The organism is Sporosarcina sp. D27, from assembly GCF_000586555.1.
Lineage (GTDB): Bacteria > Bacillota > Bacilli > Bacillales_A > Planococcaceae > Sporosarcina.
This window is the reverse complement of record NZ_AZUC01000046.1, coordinates 393764-411494: the sequence shown is the minus strand read 5'-3', so window position 1 is coordinate 411494 and position 17731 is coordinate 393764. Positions and strand designations below refer to the sequence as shown.

At 43.7% G+C, this 17731-nt stretch carries 16 protein-coding genes; 15 read left to right on the top strand and 1 reads right to left on the bottom strand.

From position 1 onward, the window contains the following. Positions 1–19 precede the first annotated feature (19 nt). From N693_RS0110345 to N693_RS0110300, 10 genes are all read left to right on the top strand, one after another. A complete protein-coding gene (locus N693_RS0110345) occupies positions 20–1117 on the top strand; it encodes a Glu/Leu/Phe/Val dehydrogenase (RefSeq protein ID WP_025784706.1) in 1098 nt (365 codons plus the stop codon). 38 nt (positions 1118–1155) lie between these two features. Continuing rightward, complete coding sequence (gene buk, locus N693_RS0110340) at positions 1156–2286, top strand: butyrate kinase (RefSeq protein ID WP_025784705.1); 1131 nt, start codon at positions 1156–1158, stop codon at positions 2284–2286. Beyond that, complete coding sequence (lpdA, locus tag N693_RS0110335) at positions 2270–3697, top strand: dihydrolipoyl dehydrogenase (RefSeq protein WP_025784704.1); 1428 nt, start codon at positions 2270–2272, stop codon at positions 3695–3697. Before buk ends, lpdA begins: the two co-directional genes overlap by 17 nt. Positions 3698–3713: 16 nt before the next feature. After that, the gene (locus tag N693_RS0110330) at positions 3714–4721 is read left to right on the top strand and encodes a thiamine pyrophosphate-dependent dehydrogenase E1 component subunit alpha (protein WP_025784703.1); all 1008 of its coding nucleotides are present in this window, start codon (positions 3714–3716) and stop codon (positions 4719–4721) included. Further along, on the top strand, positions 4721–5704 hold the full coding sequence (locus N693_RS0110325; protein WP_025784702.1) for an alpha-ketoacid dehydrogenase subunit beta: 984 nt from the start codon (positions 4721–4723) through the stop codon (positions 5702–5704). The genes N693_RS0110330 and N693_RS0110325 overlap by 1 nt, the downstream gene beginning before the upstream one ends. A gap of 21 nt (positions 5705–5725) precedes the next feature. Then, a complete protein-coding gene (locus tag N693_RS0110320) occupies positions 5726–7042 on the top strand; it encodes a dihydrolipoamide acetyltransferase family protein (RefSeq protein WP_025784701.1) in 1317 nt (438 codons plus the stop codon). Between the two features lie 115 nt (positions 7043–7157). Continuing rightward, positions 7158–8828: a methylmalonyl-CoA mutase family protein gene (locus N693_RS0110315; RefSeq protein WP_025784700.1), complete on the top strand. Its 1671-nt coding sequence runs from the start codon at positions 7158–7160 to the stop codon at positions 8826–8828. Beyond that, entirely contained in the window at positions 8825–10984 is a 2160-nt protein-coding gene (scpA, locus tag N693_RS0110310; RefSeq protein ID WP_025784699.1) for a methylmalonyl-CoA mutase, read from the top strand. The genes N693_RS0110315 and scpA overlap by 4 nt, the downstream gene beginning before the upstream one ends. A 44-nt stretch (positions 10985–11028) precedes the next feature. After that, entirely contained in the window at positions 11029–12075 is a 1047-nt protein-coding gene (gene meaB, locus N693_RS0110305; RefSeq protein WP_051508731.1) for a methylmalonyl Co-A mutase-associated GTPase MeaB, read from the top strand. Between the two features lie 108 nt (positions 12076–12183). After that, positions 12184–12624 carry a BrxA/BrxB family bacilliredoxin gene (locus tag N693_RS0110300; protein WP_025784697.1) on the top strand — a complete coding sequence of 147 codons (441 nt, stop codon included), beginning with the start codon at positions 12184–12186 and terminating at the stop codon, positions 12622–12624. Positions 12625–12678: 54 nt separating this feature from the next. Here the strand turns inward: N693_RS0110300 and prli42 are convergent, their stop codons facing one another. Next, complete coding sequence (prli42, locus tag N693_RS20225; protein WP_156028906.1) at positions 12679–12774, bottom strand: stressosome-associated protein Prli42; 96 nt, start codon at positions 12772–12774, stop codon at positions 12679–12681. Between the two features lie 111 nt (positions 12775–12885). Between prli42 and mce the strand changes: the two genes are divergently transcribed. Genes mce through N693_RS19175 form a run of 5 tightly spaced genes read left to right on the top strand, consistent with a single transcriptional unit; the run spans position 12886 to position 17719 of the window. Beyond that, positions 12886–13299, top strand: a complete 414-nt coding sequence (gene mce, locus N693_RS0110290) for a methylmalonyl-CoA epimerase (RefSeq protein WP_025784696.1) — start codon at positions 12886–12888, stop codon at positions 13297–13299. Between the two features lies 1 nt (position 13300). Beyond that, complete coding sequence (locus tag N693_RS0110285) at positions 13301–14848, top strand: acyl-CoA carboxylase subunit beta (protein ID WP_025784695.1); 1548 nt, start codon at positions 13301–13303, stop codon at positions 14846–14848. Positions 14849–14861: 13 nt separating this feature from the next. Beyond that, positions 14862–15998 (top strand): M20/M25/M40 family metallo-hydrolase, encoded by a 1137-nt coding sequence (locus tag N693_RS0110280; protein WP_025784694.1) that lies wholly within the window; start codon positions 14862–14864, stop codon positions 15996–15998. Position 15999: 1 nt separating this feature from the next. After that, entirely contained in the window at positions 16000–16476 is a 477-nt protein-coding gene (locus N693_RS0110275) for a chemotaxis protein CheW (protein ID WP_025784693.1), read from the top strand. A gap of 58 nt (positions 16477–16534) precedes the next feature. Beyond that, positions 16535–17719 carry a DNA polymerase IV gene (locus N693_RS19175; RefSeq protein WP_037593031.1) on the top strand — a complete coding sequence of 395 codons (1185 nt, stop codon included), beginning with the start codon at positions 16535–16537 and terminating at the stop codon, positions 17717–17719. The last annotated feature ends 12 nt before the right edge of the window (positions 17720–17731 follow it).

The window sequence follows — 17731 nt, the reverse complement described above, 5'->3', positions numbered from 1 at the left end:
ATAATTGGAGGAATTACAAATGGAAATTATCAAATACATGGAAACTTACGACTATGAGCAATTGGTGATCTGCCAAGACAAAACAACTGGACTAAAAGCATTCATCGCAATTCACGATACGACACTTGGACCTGCACTAGGCGGAACTCGTATGTGGACATATAACAGTGAGGAAGAAGCAATTGAAGATGCTCTTCGCCTTGCACGCGGAATGACTTACAAAAATGCAGCTGCTGGCCTAAACCTCGGTGGTGGTAAAGCAGTAATCATGGGGAACCCTAAAACAGACAAGAACGATGAATTGTTCCGTGCGTTCGGTCGCTTCATCGAAGGACTAAACGGCCGTTACATAACAGCTGAAGATGTAGGTACAACGGAAGCAGACATGGATCTTATCCACCTTGAAACAGATTACGTAACAGGTGTTTCTGCTGAATTCGGTTCTTCAGGTAACCCATCACCAGTAACAGCACTTGGTGTATATGTAGGAATGAAAGCAGCAGCTAAAGAAGCATTCGGCGATGATTCCCTAAAAGGTAAGACAATCGCAGTACAAGGTGTTGGAAACGTTGCCTACACAATGTGCGAATACCTTCATGAAGAAGGAGCAAAACTGATTGTTACGGATATTAATGAAGAAGCGGTGCAACGTGCAGTCGACAACTTCGGAGCAACAGCAGTGGGCATCAACGAAATTTATGGCGTAGATGCAGACATCTTCTCACCATGTGCACTTGGAGCTGTCATTAATGATGATACAATTCCACAATTGAAGGCAAAAGTCATTGCAGGATCTGCAAACAACCAATTGAAAAATCCAGAACACGGTGACAAAATCCACGAAATGGGACTTGTATATGCACCAGACTACGTCATCAACTCAGGTGGAGTTATCAACGTAGCAGACGAATTGGACGGTTATAACCGTGAACGTGCATTGAAAAAGGTCAACACGATCTACGATACAATCGAAAAAATCTTTGCGATTTCTAAGCGTGACAACATTCCTTCATATGTTGCTGCAGACCGTTTGGCTGAAGAACGTATTGAACGCGTTGCAAAGGCACGTAACCAGTTTTTGCAAAAAGAAAAAAGCGTACTCTCAAATCGTCGATAAGCAACTTTTGAGCTGTGCTGTGAAAGGAGAGGATACTTGTGCACCTTACAGTTGAAAGAATTTTGACGATCAATCCTGGCTCTACCTCTACAAAAATTGGCGTGTTTGATAATGATCGGCTCGTCATGGAAGAGACATTGCGTCATTCCACTGAACAACTTGCCCAGTTTGCTTCTATCACCGCGCAGTACGAATTTCGTAAGACGATGATTGTAGAAGAGCTCAAACAACATGAGATTGAACCATCCTCTTTATCAGCAGTGTGTGGACGCGGTGGCTTACTGCGTCCGATTGCTGGAGGTACGTATACAGTGAACGAATCTATGCTTGAAGATCTGCGAGAAGGTTATTCAGGTCAGCATGCGTCCAACCTGGGAGGAATCCTTGCAAATGAGATTGCAATGGAATGTAATATACCTGCCTTTATTGTCGATCCAGTTGTAGTGGATGAACTACAACCCATCGCTAGAGTTTCTGGATTTAAATTACTCGAACGACACTCTATTTTCCATGCGTTAAACCAAAAAGCAGTAGCTCGAAGATACGCGTTGCATACTGGTAAAAAATATGAGGATCTAAGACTCATCGTGACTCATATGGGAGGCGGGATTACCGTTGGTGCCCATCACCATGGAGAAGTCATTGACGTAAATAATGGACTCCACGGAGACGGTCCTTTCAGTCCCGAACGTGCAGGTACAGTTCCTGCTGGAGATTTAGTGGATATCTGTTTTTCTGGAAAGTACTATCGTCAGGAAATTATGGAAATGCTCGTCGGTAAAGGTGGTCTGACAGGTTACCTTGGTACGAATAATGCGGTTGAAGTGGAAAAAAGAATTGCAGCTGGAGATGGACATGCAAAAGAAATTTACAGTGCAATGGCTTACCAAGTCGCTAAGGAAATCGGTAGCGCAGCGGCTGTACTTCAAGGTAAAGTGGATGCAATTATTTTGACTGGCGGACTCGCTTACGGTAAAGACTTTACAGCAGAAATACAAGGATATGTTGACTGGATAGCAAATGTTGTTGTCTACCCGGGGGAAGACGAATTGCAAGCCCTTGCGGAAGGGGCAATCCGTGTTCTTACCGGTGAAGAGAAAGCAAAAGTGTATCCATCACGACAGACAAACATAGAAATGGAGGCTGAACACATTGGCTCAAGAATATGATGTAGTAATTCTTGGTGGCGGAACAGGCGGATATGTAGCTGCCATTCGTTCTGCACAGCTTGGTCTGAAAACAGCGCTCGTTGAAAAAGGAAAATTAGGCGGTACATGCTTACATAAAGGATGTATTCCTAGTAAAGCATTATTGAAAAGTGCAGAAGTTTACCAGCTGACGAAAGAAAAAGCTCAAAGTTTTGGTGTTGAAACAGAAGGCGTTACACTTAATTTCTCAGCTGTTCAAGAAAGAAAGAAGTCTATCGTCGACCAACTCTATAAAGGTGTTCAAGGTCTTATGAAAAAGGGTAAGATCGATGTCTATGAAGGAACAGGCAGAATGCTTGGACCCTCTATCTTCTCCCCGATGCCAGGAACCATTTCTGTTGAGATGAATAACGGTGAAGAAAACGAAATGCTCATTCTGAAAAACCTAGTCCTTGCAACCGGATCACGTCCTAGAACATTGCCAGGTCTAGAGTTGGACGAACAGCAAATCCTTTCTTCAGACGGCGCATTGGCTCTTGAGTCATTGCCATCTTCAATGCTAATCATCGGTGGCGGTGTCATTGGAATCGAGTGGGCTTCGATGCTTAACGATTTTGGAGTTGACATTACGGTAGTTGAGTACGCAGATCGAATTCTTCCTACTGAAGACGAAGACATTTCAAAAGAGATGAAAAAACTTCTTGAGAAAAAAGGCATCAAATTCGTTACAGGTGCAAAAGTGCTTCCTGAAACAGTTGAAAAGACTTCAGAGAATGTAACCATTTCAGCAGAAATTGGTGATTCTACTCAAAGTTTCACTGCAGAAAAAGTTCTAGTCTCAGTTGGCCGTCAAGCCAATACTGAAGGAATCGGAATTGAGAATACAGATATTGAAGTTGAAAAAGGATACATTAAAACAAAACCGACGTTCCAAACAAAGGAAAGTCATATCTATGCGATTGGGGATTGTATCGGTGGACTACAACTTGCACACGTTGCCTCTCACGAAGGAATTGCAGCGATAGAACACATCGCGAATCACACTCCAGAGCCTATGGATTATGAAAAAATCTCACGTTGTATCTATTCAAGCCCTGAAGCAGCAAGCGTAGGTATTACCGAAAAACAGGCGAAAGATCGCGGATTCACTGTGAAAATCGGTAAATTCCCATTCCAAGCAGTAGGCAAAGCACTGGTAAATGGAAAAGCAGACGGCTTTGTGAAAATTGTTGCGGATGAAAAAACTGATGATATTCTCGGTGTACACATGATTGGTGCAGGCGTTACCGACATGATCTCTGAAGCAGGCTTAGCTATGGTATTAGACGCAACGCCTTGGGAAGTTGCAGAAACGATTCATCCTCATCCGTCACTCTCAGAAGTGATTGGTGAAGCCGCATTAGCTGTAGATGGTAAAGCAATCCACATGTAAAAAGGGGGAAATAATCATGGCAACAAACCGCCACGAAGAGCTTGGGCTCACGAATGATGATGTATTACAAATCTATGAAACAATGTTAATGGCTCGAAAAATAGATGAGCGTATGTGGCTTCTGAATCGTGCAGGTAAAGTTCCATTTGTTATTTCTTGTCAAGGACAAGAAGCTGCACAAGTAGGAGCTGCATATGCACTCGATAAAGATAAAGACTGGACTGCTCCATACTATCGCGACATGGGAGTCGTTTTACACTTCGGTATGACGCCGAAAGATTTGATGCTTTCAGCATTTGCGAAAGCAGAGGATCCGAACTCAGGTGGAAGACAGATGCCAGGTCACTTCGGACAACGCAAGAATCGTATATTGACAGGTTCTTCACCTGTTACGACACAACTTCCACACGCAGTAGGGGTTGCACTTGCAGCGAAGATTAAAGGCGAAGACTTCATTACATTCACAACACTTGGTGAAGGGTCTTCTAACCAAGGAGATTTCCACGAAGGTATGAACTTTGCAGGCGTACACAAATTGCCTACTGTTGTCATGGTAGAAAACAATAAATATGCAATTTCAGTTCCAGTTGAGAAGCAACTTGCATGTGAACATGTAGCAGATCGTGCAGCTGGTTACGGTATGCCGGGGACAACAGTAGATGGAACAGATCCACTTGAAGTCTATAAAGTCGTGAAAGAAGCGGCAGACAGAGCACGTCGTGGAGATGGACCAAGTCTCGTCGAAGCAGTATGTTATCGCTTGACGGCTCACTCATCTGATGATGATCATCGTTTGTATCGTGATGCTGAAGAGTTGGAAACAGAGCGTAAACTCGATCCAATCCCTAAGTTTGCTAATTATTTGAAAGAAGCTGGAGTGCTTACAGATGAGCTGAATAGCGAAATCGAAGAGCGGATCATGAAGCAAGTGAACGAAGCGACAGATTATGCAGAAGCAGCTCCTTATGCAGATGCAGAGTATGCACTTCGACACGTATATGCTGAACAAGGAGGGAACGACTGATGGCGGTCATTTCATATATCGATGCAATTACAAGTGCTATGGCAGAAGAAATGGAACGTGACGAAAACGTTTTCGTAATGGGAGAAGACGTAGGTCGTAAAGGTGGCGTTTTCAAAGCAACAACAGGTTTGTACGATAAATACGGTGAATACCGTGCACTCGATACTCCTCTTGCCGAATCAGCGATTGCTGGTGTTGCAATTGGTGCTGCGATGTACGGCATGCGTCCAATTGCTGAAATGCAGTTTGCTGACTTCATAATGCCTGCGGTCAATCAGATTGTTTCGGAAGCGGCAAAAATCCGCTACCGTTCAAATAATGACTGGTCTTGTCCACTTGTTGTACGTGCACCATTTGGTGGTGGCGTTCACGGTGCTCTTTATCATTCACAATCTGTGGAATCGATGTTTGCAGGAACTCCTGGACTTAAAATTGTTATCCCATCCACTCCATACGATGCGAAAGGTCTTCTAAAAGCAGCAATTCGTGATGATGATCCAGTGCTGTTCTTTGAACATAAGCGTGCGTATAGACTTATTAAAGGCGAAGTACCTGAAGAAGAATATACAATAGAAATCGGAAAAGCAGATGTAAAACGCGAAGGGGAAGACATTACGATTATCACATATGGTCTATGTGTCCACTTTGCTCTACAAGCTGCAGAGCGTCTTGCAGAAGACGGGATTTCAGCACACATTCTCGATTTGAGAACGATTTACCCGTTGGATAAAGAAGCAATCATCGAAGCGGCTAAAAAGACAGGAAAAGTTCTTCTTGTTACAGAAGATAACAAAGAAGGCAGCATTATGAGCGAAGTGGCAGCCATTATTTCAGAAAACTGCTTATTCGACTTAGACGCTCCGATCCAACGTCTCGCTGGACCTGATATTCCTGCAATGCCGTACGCTCCAACAATGGAGAAATTCTTTATGGTGAATCCGGATAAAGTAGAAAAAGCAGCACGGGAGTTAGCTGAATTTTAATAATGAACGGAGGGAAATCCAGTGGCAATTGAATCCATTAAAATGCCTCAACTCGGTGAGAGTGTAACAGAAGGTACGATTGAGAAATGGCTTGTGAAGCCAGGTGATCATGTAGAGAAGTATGACTCACTTGCAGAAGTGAATACAGATAAAGTAACAGCTGAGGTACCTTCATCATTCACAGGAACGATTAAAGAAATCTTGGTTCAAGAGGGCCAAACAGTCGCTGTAGGTGAAATCGTTTGTACGATGGAAACTGAAGGCGGAAGCAGCGAGTCTGCTCAGCCAGAAGCAGCACCAGCTCAAAAAGAGCCAGCGAACGAAATGCCCGCAGAAGGTTCACAAAAACCAAACAGTCCTGTGAAGAAAGAAAAGGGCGCTGCTGCAGGTCGTTATTCACCAGCTGTTCTTCGTCTTTCACAAGATCATGATATTAATCTTGCTGATGTCGATGGTTCAGGTCGCGATGGTCGGATTACTCGTAAAGACATTCAAGCAATTATTGATAGTGGTGAAAAGCCACAACCTAAATCAGTAACAACTGAAGTTCCGGCACAAACTGAAGTTCAGCCATCTGCACCAGCTTCAGCCCCAAGTGCACCTTCACAGGGAGCAACTAATGTACCTGTTGTTCCAGGAGATATTGAAATTCCGGTTACTGGAGTACGCCGTGCAATCGCAAATAACATGCTAAAGTCTAAACACGAAGCACCACATGCGTGGACGATGATTGAAGTCGACGTTACGGAAATGGTGAAATACCGCGATTCGCTCAAAAAGGAATTCAAGCAAAAAGAAGGCTTCAACTTGACGTACTTCGCATTTTTCGTCAAAGCAGTTTCTCAAGCATTGAAAGAATTCCCAATGATGAATTCAATGTGGGCGGGCGACAAAATCGTGCAGAAAAAAGACATCAACATTTCGATTGCTGTAGCAACTGACGAAGCATTGTATGTCCCAGTGATTCAGCAAGCAGATGAGAAAACAATTAAAGGCATTGGCCGTGAGATAACAGAGCTTGCTGGAAAAGTTCGTTCTGGTAAACTGAAATCTTCTGAAATGCAAGGTGGTACGTTTACTGTCAATAACACAGGATCATTCGGTTCTGTTCAGTCAATGGGGATCATAAACCATCCGCAAGCAGCAATTCTCCAAGTGGAATCTATCGTGAAACGTCCTGTTGTCATGGACAACGGAATGATTGGAGTTCGGGATATGGTCAACCTCTGTCTGTCATTGGACCACCGTGTATTAGACGGTCTAGTAGCAGGGCATTTCTTAGCTCGCGTAAAAGAAATACTAGAGAACGTTTCATCTGAAACAACATCTGTCTACTAACCTAGACACAACAACCCCCTCGGCCATATAAAGAATGGACGTGGGGGTTGTCTTTTCAAGCAGGATCCATTTCAGGTACACTATGAGATAACAGTAATACAGGGAGGGATTTTAAATGAGCAACTCTGACATACATAACATGATGCAACAGCGATTTGAGCTTCCAGATTGGAACGAATGGGAAAAGGTAGCAGAGCGGTCATTGAAAGGAAAGACAGTAGACTCACTCAAAACAAAAACAGTAGAAGGAATAACACTAAATCCACTTTATGCAACACGCCCCCAACCAATAAAAAATATACGTCCAAGTCAACAAAAATGGATAAGTGCGCAACCGACAGCTGGAAGTATAGGATCAGAGTGGATTGCTTCGATGTCTGAAAGTCTTGAAAAGGGAAATGAAGCGATCTTTATCGATGGAAGAACACCGATTGAATGGAACGATGATTCTTTACATGCACTTGCCGCATTGATGAAAAAGTATCCAATTGCATTCTTTCATATTGGATCTCAAGATCGTTTGCTTGAAGTATTTGATCTGATTCCTTCAGATGAACGCGAAAAAGTGACAGGTTTATTGTTGACTACTGAATTTGACTTGCCTTTAGGATATGAACAAATCAGAACTCTCGGCATCGACCTGGAACCTCTTCATATGAATGGGGCAGATAGTGTCACTGAGCTTGCAATTGCATTATCGGAAGCTTCGGAACTCGCAACAAAAGCGGCTTCATTTGATCAATTTAGTAAGAATGTCTTTTTTAGATTCCCTGCAGATACTCATTTCTTTATGGAAATCTCAAAATTTCGAGCGTTCCGTACTTTATGGCAATTGTTCAGCAACGCATACGGTGAATACGAATTAAATCCTGTGCCCATAATCGGGGTAACTTCACTGAGATCATTTTCTAAAATAGATCCCTATGTAAACTTGCTGAGAGCAGGAAATAGCGCATTTTCCGCAGTTTTAGGTGGAGCCGACTGGCTAACGGTTTATCCTTATAACGAATTGACAGGGAATACGGCACAGTCACTCCGATACGCTCGAAATGTACAACTTATTATTCGAGAAGAAACGCATGCAGACAAAGTTATTGACCCTGGTGGTGGTTCGTACTTCATCGAACAACTGACGGATGAATTAGTTCAAAAAGCGTGGGAGCGGTTCTTGGAGATTGAGCAAAGTGGCGGAAGAGAAGCTTACCTACAATCCGGTCAGTTGCAAAAGCTTGCCGATGAACGAAAAGCAGATGCTGCGACTGGAGTCACTTCATTGATTGGAACAAGTGTCTATGCTGATCCTGAGAATCATGTTTTAGCAGACAATGCTTTTAGAGTCGAGGCATCACGTCCGGCTTATCCTTTTGAGGAGTTGCGTAAGAAGGCTGCTGAACAGCCGATTGATATTCGACTACTCGTATTCGGTAGCTTGAAATCGTATAAACCTCGAGCTGATTTTGCAACAGGGTTTCTGGCAACAGGTGGGTTAACTGCCCAACATAGTCCAGCATTTCCAGATTCCGTCTCAGCCATTGAATGGCTGAAACTGGAGAAACCAGACTATGCAATCGTGTGTGCTGCTCCAGATATGACGGAACAGGTTACTGCAGAACTAATTGCAAATAAGCCTCAAAGTCTTCTATTGGATGTTGCAGGACGTGTGAGTGAAGAGTTAACGGACAGATGGCTGGCAAGCGGACTAGATGGATTTGTATACAACGGACAAGATCGTATTGGGAAGCTTACTCAAATTCTCAATCGTTGCAAGGGAGGCGCAGAAGCATGAAGAAGCCTGATTTTAGCAAAGTGGATATTAACCATGTGACTCAGAAATCGATATCTGGTCAGAACGAAGTGACGGAATCATTTCTAACAAATGAAGGAATTCAAGTTAAGCCGTTCTATACTTCCGAGGATAGAAAGGGACTCGATCACTTAGGGGACTTTCCGGGAATAGCACCAAATACAAGAGGTCCATATCCGACTATGTATGTCGCTCGTCCGTGGACCGTACGTCAATATGCCGGGTTTTCAACTGCTGAAGAAAGTAATGCATTTTACCGAAGGAATCTCGCGATGGGGCAAAAAGGGTTATCAGTCGCATTCGATTTGGCGACACATCGAGGCTATGATTCCGATCATCCCCGTGTAACGGGCGATGTAGGAAAAGCAGGGGTTGCAATCGATTCAGTTGAAGATATGAAAATCTTATTCGATGGCATCCCTCTTGATCAGATGTCCGTATCGATGACGATGAACGGTGCCGTTTTGCCGATAATGGCATTCTACATTGTCGCAGCTGAAGAACAAGGGGTTTCTCCTGAGCAACTTGCTGGTACAATTCAAAATGATATTTTAAAAGAATACATGGTAAGGAATACGTATATATTCCCTCCAGAAATGTCGATGCGCATTATTGCTGACATTTTTGACTATACATCAAAGAATATGCCGAAGTTCAACTCAATTTCGATTTCTGGTTATCACATGCAAGAAGCTGGTGCGACGGCGGATATTGAACTGGCCTATACACTTGCTGACGGTTTAGAATATGTCCGAACAGGACTGAAAGCTGGAATAGATATTGACTCTTTTGCTCCCAGATTGTCGTTTTTCTGGGCAATCGGCATGAATTATTTCATGGAAATTGCCAAAATGCGGGCAGCACGGATTATTTGGGCAAAAATGATGAAAACGTTCGAACCAAAGAACTCGAAGTCTTTAGCCCTAAGAACTCACTCTCAGACATCTGGATGGAGTTTGACCGAACAAGATCCCTTTAATAACGTAACACGCACGCTAATTGAGGCTAATGCTGCCGCAATGGGACATACACAATCGTTGCACACAAACGCTCTAGATGAGGCAATTGCGTTACCGACAGATTTCTCTGCGCGAATTGCGAGGAATACACAGTTATTCTTGCAGGAAGAAACGATGATGACGAAAACAATCGATCCATGGGGGGGCTCTTATTATGTCGAGTCGCTTACGAATGAGCTTGTTGAAAAAGCCTGGGAATTAATCGAAGAAATCGAAGAATTAGGTGGAATGGCGAAAGCGATTGAAACCGGTCTTCCAAAGATGAAAATTGAAGAAGCAGCTGCAAAACGACAAGCAAAAATCGATTCGAAGAGAGAAACGATTGTCGGTGTGAACAAATATCGCTTAGATCAGGAAGAACCCATCGATATTTTAGATATCGATAATACGTTAGTCCGTCAAAAGCAAATTGACCGTATCCATCGCATGAAAGAAGAACGGGACGATCAGTTGGTTGAACAAGCACTTATGGAACTCTCGAAGAGTGCCAAAGAAGGAACAGGCAACTTGCTGGCACTAGCTGTGAATGCAGCGAGAGCGCGTGCCACAATAGGAGAGATTTCAGATGCGATAGAAGCGGTCTCAGGTAGACACAAAGCGGTCATTCGATCTGTGAGCGGTGTTTATAGTCAAAACTTCTCAAACGCGGAAGAAATCGATGAAGTGAAATCGATGACAGACGAGTTTTTGGATAATGAAGGCCGTCGTCCACGGATCCTGGTCGCAAAAATGGGGCAAGATGGACATGACCGTGGAGCAAAAGTAATTGCTTCCTCTTTCGCTGACCTTGGTTTTGATGTTGACATTGGTCCGCTTTTCCAGACGCCTGAAGAAACAGCGTTGCAAGCAGCTGAAAATGATGTCCATGTCATTGGTGTAAGTTCGCTTGCTGCTGGACACAAAACACTCGTTCCAGCATTACGCGCAGAGTTAGCGAAGATAGGAAGACCAGATATCCTTGTCATTGTCGGCGGTGTCATACCTGCGCAAGACTATGAATTCCTTCGGGAGAATGGTGCAGCAGCTATTTTTGGTCCAGGGACCGTCATTCCAGTAGCTGCTCAAAAAGTAATTGAAGAGATCTATCGTCAACTAGGTTATGAGGAAGTGATGGAGTGAACCCACGTGATGAGGACGTGCGGGAGGAAACCACGCTCAACGTTATGGAAGGTCTGCATTCGTCTCATGATGGCATGAAGTCTGTAAAAAGAAAAAAGTTTAAACGAAACAAAGCGCCGATTGAAATTACTGAGCTTTCTCAAGGAATTGCTGAAGGCTCTCGGCTTAGTCTTGCAAAAGGGATCACACTTCTTGAAAGTGTCGCCATTCATGACAAACCGGCTGGCCAGGAATTGCTGCGTACATTATTGCCTAAAACCGGAAACAGCATCCGGATCGGCATTACAGGTGTTCCTGGAGCAGGGAAAAGTACATTTATTGAGGCATTCGGACTCATGCTGACGAGAGCGGGACATAAAGTTGCTGTTCTCGCGGTCGATCCGAGTTCTTCCATTACTGGCGGAAGTATTCTGGGCGACAAAACCCGAATGGAATTGCTAGCACGCGATCCCCTGGCTTTCATCCGCCCCTCTCCTACAGCTGGAACGCTTGGCGGGGTTCACAGAAAAACACGAGAAACGATGTTATTATGTGAAGCGGCTGGATATGATGTCATTCTCGTTGAAACTGTTGGAGTCGGACAGTCTGAGACTGCGGTGCGTGAGATGACCGATTTTTTCCTACTACTTGCATTAACAGGAGCTGGAGACGAGCTTCAAGGGATGAAAAAAGGGATCATGGAACTTGCTGATGGAATCATTGTCCATAAAGCGGATGGAGAAAATGTGCGACTTGCAAAGAAAACGGTGAGAGAATATCGCCAGCTTGCTCATTTCCTTCAACCTGCGTCTCCCGGATGGACAACACGCGCTTTACCGGTATCCTCCATTAAGGAAACAGGGTTGTCGGAGACTTGGGAAATGATTCAAGAGTTCAGGGCTGTGATGGAGCTGTCGAATTATTGGACAGAAAGAAGGCAAGCCCAAACGCGAAGCTGGTTCTACTCGATGATCAATGATCACTTGATCGATTCGTTCTACGGTGAACCAGGACGCAAGCAGCAAGTTTCAGAGCTGGAAGGAAAGCTATTGAGCGATCAGATAACAGTTACTGGAGCCGTTAAGCAACTCTTTGATAAGCAAAGCCGCTAATTAATATCGCTGTCGAATTTGCATAAGCAAGCGAATTTGCTGAACAGTTTTCATCGCACTCGTAAACTGGTATGATAGTAGTATCATGCACCAAAGGGGGACAACTAGATGTCAATGGATTTTAATTTTTATATGGACGATATAACTGGCCAGGCTCGTGGAGAAATGGAAGCGGGTGGCTATGAGCAATTGAAAACAGCGGATGACGTTGAAAATGCGTTCAAACGTGAAGGTACAACGCTTGTCATGGTTAACTCGGTATGTGGCTGTGCAGGTGGTATCGCACGTCCGGCAGCACTTCATGCTATCCACTACGATAAGCGTCCGGATCACTTGGTAACAGTATTTGCGGGACAAGACAAAGAAGCGACTGCGCAAGCACGTATGCACTTTGGAGATTACCATCTACCATCTTCACCGTCATTCGTCTTGATGAAAGACGGAGAAATGGTTGCTGAAGTGGGACGTCATGAAATTGAAGGCCATGATCCAATGTCTGTTGTGACAAACTTGCAAGATCAGTTTGAGCAGTATTGCGAAGAACTATAAAAAACAGGCCGGCATCAGTGTGACTGATGCCGGCCTGCATTTTCATGTCTTCTCTTAAAATAATGTGCTAAGACCGAACAAGACAGTTGAAGCAACCATAGCAGCGATCATAATAATGACAATCGTTTTTTGAACTTTTTTATTGCTCATGTGCAAAAACCCCTTAATTGGTTTGATACATTTAGTTTAACAGAATCTGAACAATTCTCAACTTGTGGCGCAATATTTTAGGAGCAGGTACAATAGAAAAGGGGTGGAATCGTGGAAAAGGTTGACCATATCGGTATCGCGGTAAAAAGTCTTGACGATTCAATGGATTATTATATACATACACTTGGTTTGAAGTTGTTGGGCGTGGAAAAAGTCCCGCAACAGCATGTTACGGTAGCATTTTTAGATGCTGGTAATATCAAGCTTGAGTTGCTCGAGCCAATCGGAACTGAAGGAGCCATTGCAAGTTTCCTGGAAAAACGCGGTGAAGGTGTCCATCATATTGCATTTGGTGTACGTAACATTCGTGAACGAATGGAAGAATTGAAGACTTCTGGCGTCCGGTTACTTCAAGAGGAACCTAAAATAGGTGCAGGTGGAGCAGAAGTTGCATTCCTGCATCCAAAATCTTCGTTTGGCGTTCTTTATGAACTATGTGCCAAACGCTCATTGGGGGATGAGTAAGGTGGATATTTACGAAAAAATCAACGAACTTTACGATAAAAAACGCAAAATAGAATTAGGCGGTGGCGATGATCGCATTGCTCGCCAACATGAAAAAGGAAAACTAACCGCACGGGAACGCATCGAATTGCTAGTCGATAAAGGAACATTTGTTGAATTAAGCCCATTTGTGACTCATCGGACACGTGACTTTGGAATGGACAAACTGGAAGGTCCAGGTGATGGAGTTGTGACGGGTTATGGAAAGGTGAATGGCCGCCCGGTTTACTTATTCTCACAAGACTTTACTGTTTTTGGTGGAGCACTTGGTGAAATGCATGCTATGAAAATTGCCAATGTCATGGATCTCGCGGCAAAGAACGGAGCACCTTTTATTGGACTAAATGATTCAGGTGGCGCCCGTATTCAAGAGGGAGTTGTCTCTCTGGATGGTTATGGTGAAATTTTCTACCGCAACTCCATTTACTCAGGAGTGATTCCACAGATTTCGGTTATTTTAGGTCCATGTGCAGGAGGAGCCGTCTATTCACCAGCGATTACAGATTTCGTTTTTATGACTGATGAAACAAGCCAAATGTTCATCACAGGACCGAAAGTCATTGAAACCGTTACGGGCGAAAAGATTTCATCTGAAGACTTGGGTGGTTCAAAAGTGCACAATGCAATTAGCGGAAATGCACACTTCCGAGGAGCCGATGAGCAGACAGTACTTCAAGAAGTTCGACGGTTACTGACGTACTTACCTCAAAACAATGAAGAAAAAACACCGATTCAACCTATTTCTGAAAAAGATGATTATCGTCCGGATTTAGCAGATGTAGTGCCGTATGAAACCATAAGGCCATATGATGTTCGGAAAGTGATTGAGCAAATTGCGGATTCAGACTCGTTCATGGAAGTTCAGAAAGAATTTGCACGAAATGCAGTAGTCGGGTTTGCAAGAATCAAAGGAGAAGCCGTCGGGTTTGTCTGTAACCAGCCGAAAGTGATGGCAGGTGGCTTAGATATCGATTCATCCGATAAAATCTCAAGATTCATACGCACGTGTGACTCCTTTAATATCCCACTGATTACGTTTGAAGATGTGACTGGATTCTTCCCAGGAGTGAAACAAGAGCATGGCGGCATTATCCGTCATGGGGCAAAAATCTTGTACTCTTATTCGGAAGCGACAGTGCCAAAAATCACAGTGATTTTGCGTAAAGCATTTGGTGGTGCTTATGTTGCCCTCAATTCTAAAGCAATTGGTGCGGATCTCGTATTCGCTTGGCCGAATGCAGAAATTGCGGTGATGGGAGCAGAAGGTGCAGCGAACATTATCTTCGCCAGAGATATTGCAGCTAGTGAAGACCCTGAAGCAACGCGTGCTGCCAAGATTGCGGAATATCGTGATAAGTTCTCGAATCCATATGCAGCTGCAGCAAATGGAATGGTCGATGATGTCATTGACCCTCGCGAAACGCGTATTAAACTTGTGCAAGCGCTAGACATGATGAGAAATAAAAAAGAACAACGTCCTAAAAAGAAGCACGGCAATATGCCGCTATAAGAGGAGAGATTCCATGAATTACGAACGTATGCTAGATGAATTTTTTGAATTAGTGAAGATAGATTCTGAAACACGACACGAAGAACAGATTGTTGGAGTATTAAAAGAAAAAATGGAACAGATGGGCTTCGATGTCTATGAAGATGACTCAAAAGAACGTACAGGCCACGGTGCGGGGAACCTAATCGCGACGATGAAAGGTTCTGTACCGGAAGCAGATCCAATTTACTTCACTTGTCATATGGATACAGTTACGCCTGGAGTCGGGATTGAACCGGTCTTAAAAGAAGATGGATATATCTATTCTGCGGGTGAAACGATTCTAGGTTCTGACGACAAAGCAGGACTTGCGGCGTTATTTGAGATGATGCGGACACTTAAAGAGAGTGGAGAAGCGCACGGGGATCTTCAATTCATTATTACTGCTGGGGAAGAAAGCGGTCTAGTGGGAGCTCGAGAAATCGATAGAACTCTCATGCAAGCAAAGTACGGCTATGCAGTTGACAGTGATGGAAAAGTTGGTGGAATCGTCACTGCAGCGCCATATAATGCGAAATTGAAGACAGTCATTCATGGTCGTACTGCTCACGCAGGAGTTGAACCAGAAAAAGGTGTTTCCGCGATTACGATTGCTGCTAAATCAGTGGCAGCCATGAAACTTGGAAGAATCGACTCTGAGACAACAGCGAACATTGGAATGTTTTCTGGCGGACAAGCAACGAATATTGTTTGTGATGAAGTCAACATTGTCTCAGAAGCACGGTCAATCAATTATGAAAAGTTACAAGCACAGACAGAGCATATGGTAAAAGCTTTTGCCGAAACTGCTGAAAAAATGGGTGGCTCTGCTGAGACAGAAGTTCGGCTAATGTCTCCAGGATTCCATTTTGAAGAGAATGACGAAGTGGTTCAGGTAGCTTCTGAAGCGATCCGTGCTATTGGACGTACTCCGGAATTGAAAACGAGTGGTGGAGGCAGTGACGGTAATATCTTTAATGGGCATGGCTTCCCAACAGTTACATTGTCTGTAGGATATGAAGAAATCCATACTAAAAACGAACGGATGCCTGTTGAAGAGCTCAACAAACTAGCGGATTTGTTACTTGAAATTGTGCGTACTGTGACGAACCGCGGAAAGAAGGTTCAGTAGTATGGAGAACACAAAAGCGATTGTCGTTCGTTGTGGCAATGAAGAATATGCAATTCCAGTCGAACAAACGGTTTCCATTGAAGAGTTAGAAAAAGTGAACCCGATTCCGCATTTACCCGAATACCTACTCGGATTAATGAAAATTCGCGGGGAGCTCGTTCCAATTTTGGATTTCCAGCAAATTCTATATGGCAATTCTGCAAAAGATGATCCAAATGCTAAAGTTGTGGTTGTTCAAACGGAAGGTGTATACTTTGGCTTACTTGTGCTAGAGGCAAAAGAAATCCTTGATATTTCAGAGGAGACATTGACATCAAAAGGGCTAATGGCTTATTCTAAGACGCCTTATTTCTCTTCAGTAGCCAATTTGGAAAATCGGGTCATTACAATGATTGATCCGACAATTCTTTCTGACACACTGACAGGAATGGATGCCATTACTGACTATGTGGGACAGCAAGTATCAGAGAACGTGTGACTGTTGAAACCGGGTAGTACGCTGCCCGGTTTTTTCTTGAAGCTAGAGAGGTGAGTACATGGATCGCAAAGAACACGTCAACCGTCGAGTCATTCTACATTTGGATATGAATTGTTTCTTTGCATCTGTTGAACAAGCTCATAATCCAGAATTGAAAGGTCTTGCACTAGCAGTTGCAGGAAACCCTAAGGCACGACGAGGGATTCTTGTGACGTGCTCATACGAAGCACGCGCATTCGGTGTTTATACGACAATGACTGTCGGAGAAGCAAAAAGAGTGTGCCCTGAGCTTGTACTGGTACCTCCTGACTTTGAAAAGTACAGACAAGCCTCACAGGCGATGTTCGATATCTTAAGAACGTATACAGATTTAGTTGAACCAGTCTCGATTGATGAAGCATACATCGATATAACTGCGATTGGCGGTCTAGAGGACGCGATGGGAATTGCAAAAAATATGCAAGAACGGATATTACGCGAATTAGATTTGCCTTGCTCGATCGGAATTGCACCGAATAAGTTTTTAGCGAAAACGGCTTCTGACATGAAAAAACCAATGGGGATCACGATTTTAAGGAAACGTGAAGTTTCAAATCTGTTGTGGCCACTTTCCGTGCTTGAGATGCATGGAATCGGTAAAAGCAGTGCAGAAAAGCTAGCGCAAGCGGACATTCAAACAATTGGTGATCTAGCAACTGCAGATGATTTGAAGGTTAAATTGACTCTTGGTAAAAGAGGACTAAAATTGAAGCAACGTGCGAATGGAGTAGATGATCGAATTGTAGATCCAGAAGCTTCAGAAGAACGTAAAAGTGTTGGGAGCTCAACAACATTAGCGATAGATGAAACCGAGTTAGACCCATGTCTGGCTGTCTTTCAAAAACTCGCAGCAAAAGTAGCTAGCCGATTGGAAGCCAAACAATTAGCCGGAACTGTCATTTCCATCCAAATCCGTACTGCGGCATGGCGAAACCAATCGAGAAGTAAAACCGTTTTGAACCCATTATATCGTTCGCAAGAAATCTATAAAGAAGCCGCACAGTTGTTTCGTCTTCACTGGGATGGAGAACCAATCCGACTACTGGGGATTACGGTATCCAGTGTTATTCCGTTTGAAGAATTACATGAACAGCTTTCTTTCGATAATTTTGAGCGTCATGATAAAGAAGTGTCCATGCAAAAACTGGTTACACGTATGAATGACCGATTTGGTCCAGGTACAATTCATAAAGGAAAGCAATAGAGAGGAGGAATT

What these genes read in the sequence shown, in the direction of transcription:
- N693_RS0110345 (WP_025784706.1), top strand. Translation starts at nt 20, where the DNA reads ATGGAAATTATCAAATACATGGAAACTTACGACTATGAGCAATTGGTG.
- N693_RS0110330 (WP_025784703.1), top strand. Translation starts at nt 3,714, where the DNA reads ATGGCAACAAACCGCCACGAAGAGCTTGGGCTCACGAATGATGATGTA.
- N693_RS0110325 (WP_025784702.1), top strand. Translation starts at nt 4,721, where the DNA reads ATGGCGGTCATTTCATATATCGATGCAATTACAAGTGCTATGGCAGAA.
- N693_RS0110315 (WP_025784700.1), top strand. Translation starts at nt 7,158, where the DNA reads ATGAGCAACTCTGACATACATAACATGATGCAACAGCGATTTGAGCTT.
- scpA (WP_025784699.1), top strand. Translation starts at nt 8,825, where the DNA reads ATGAAGAAGCCTGATTTTAGCAAAGTGGATATTAACCATGTGACTCAG.
- meaB (WP_051508731.1), top strand. Translation starts at nt 11,029, where the DNA reads ATGGAAGGTCTGCATTCGTCTCATGATGGCATGAAGTCTGTAAAAAGA.
- N693_RS0110300 (WP_025784697.1), top strand. Translation starts at nt 12,184, where the DNA reads ATGTCAATGGATTTTAATTTTTATATGGACGATATAACTGGCCAGGCT.
- prli42 (WP_156028906.1), bottom strand. Translation starts at nt 12,774, where the DNA reads ATGAGCAATAAAAAAGTTCAAAAAACGATTGTCATTATTATGATCGCT.
- N693_RS0110280 (WP_025784694.1), top strand. Translation starts at nt 14,862, where the DNA reads ATGAATTACGAACGTATGCTAGATGAATTTTTTGAATTAGTGAAGATA.
- N693_RS0110275 (WP_025784693.1), top strand. Translation starts at nt 16,000, where the DNA reads ATGGAGAACACAAAAGCGATTGTCGTTCGTTGTGGCAATGAAGAATAT.
- N693_RS19175 (WP_037593031.1), top strand. Translation starts at nt 16,535, where the DNA reads ATGGATCGCAAAGAACACGTCAACCGTCGAGTCATTCTACATTTGGAT.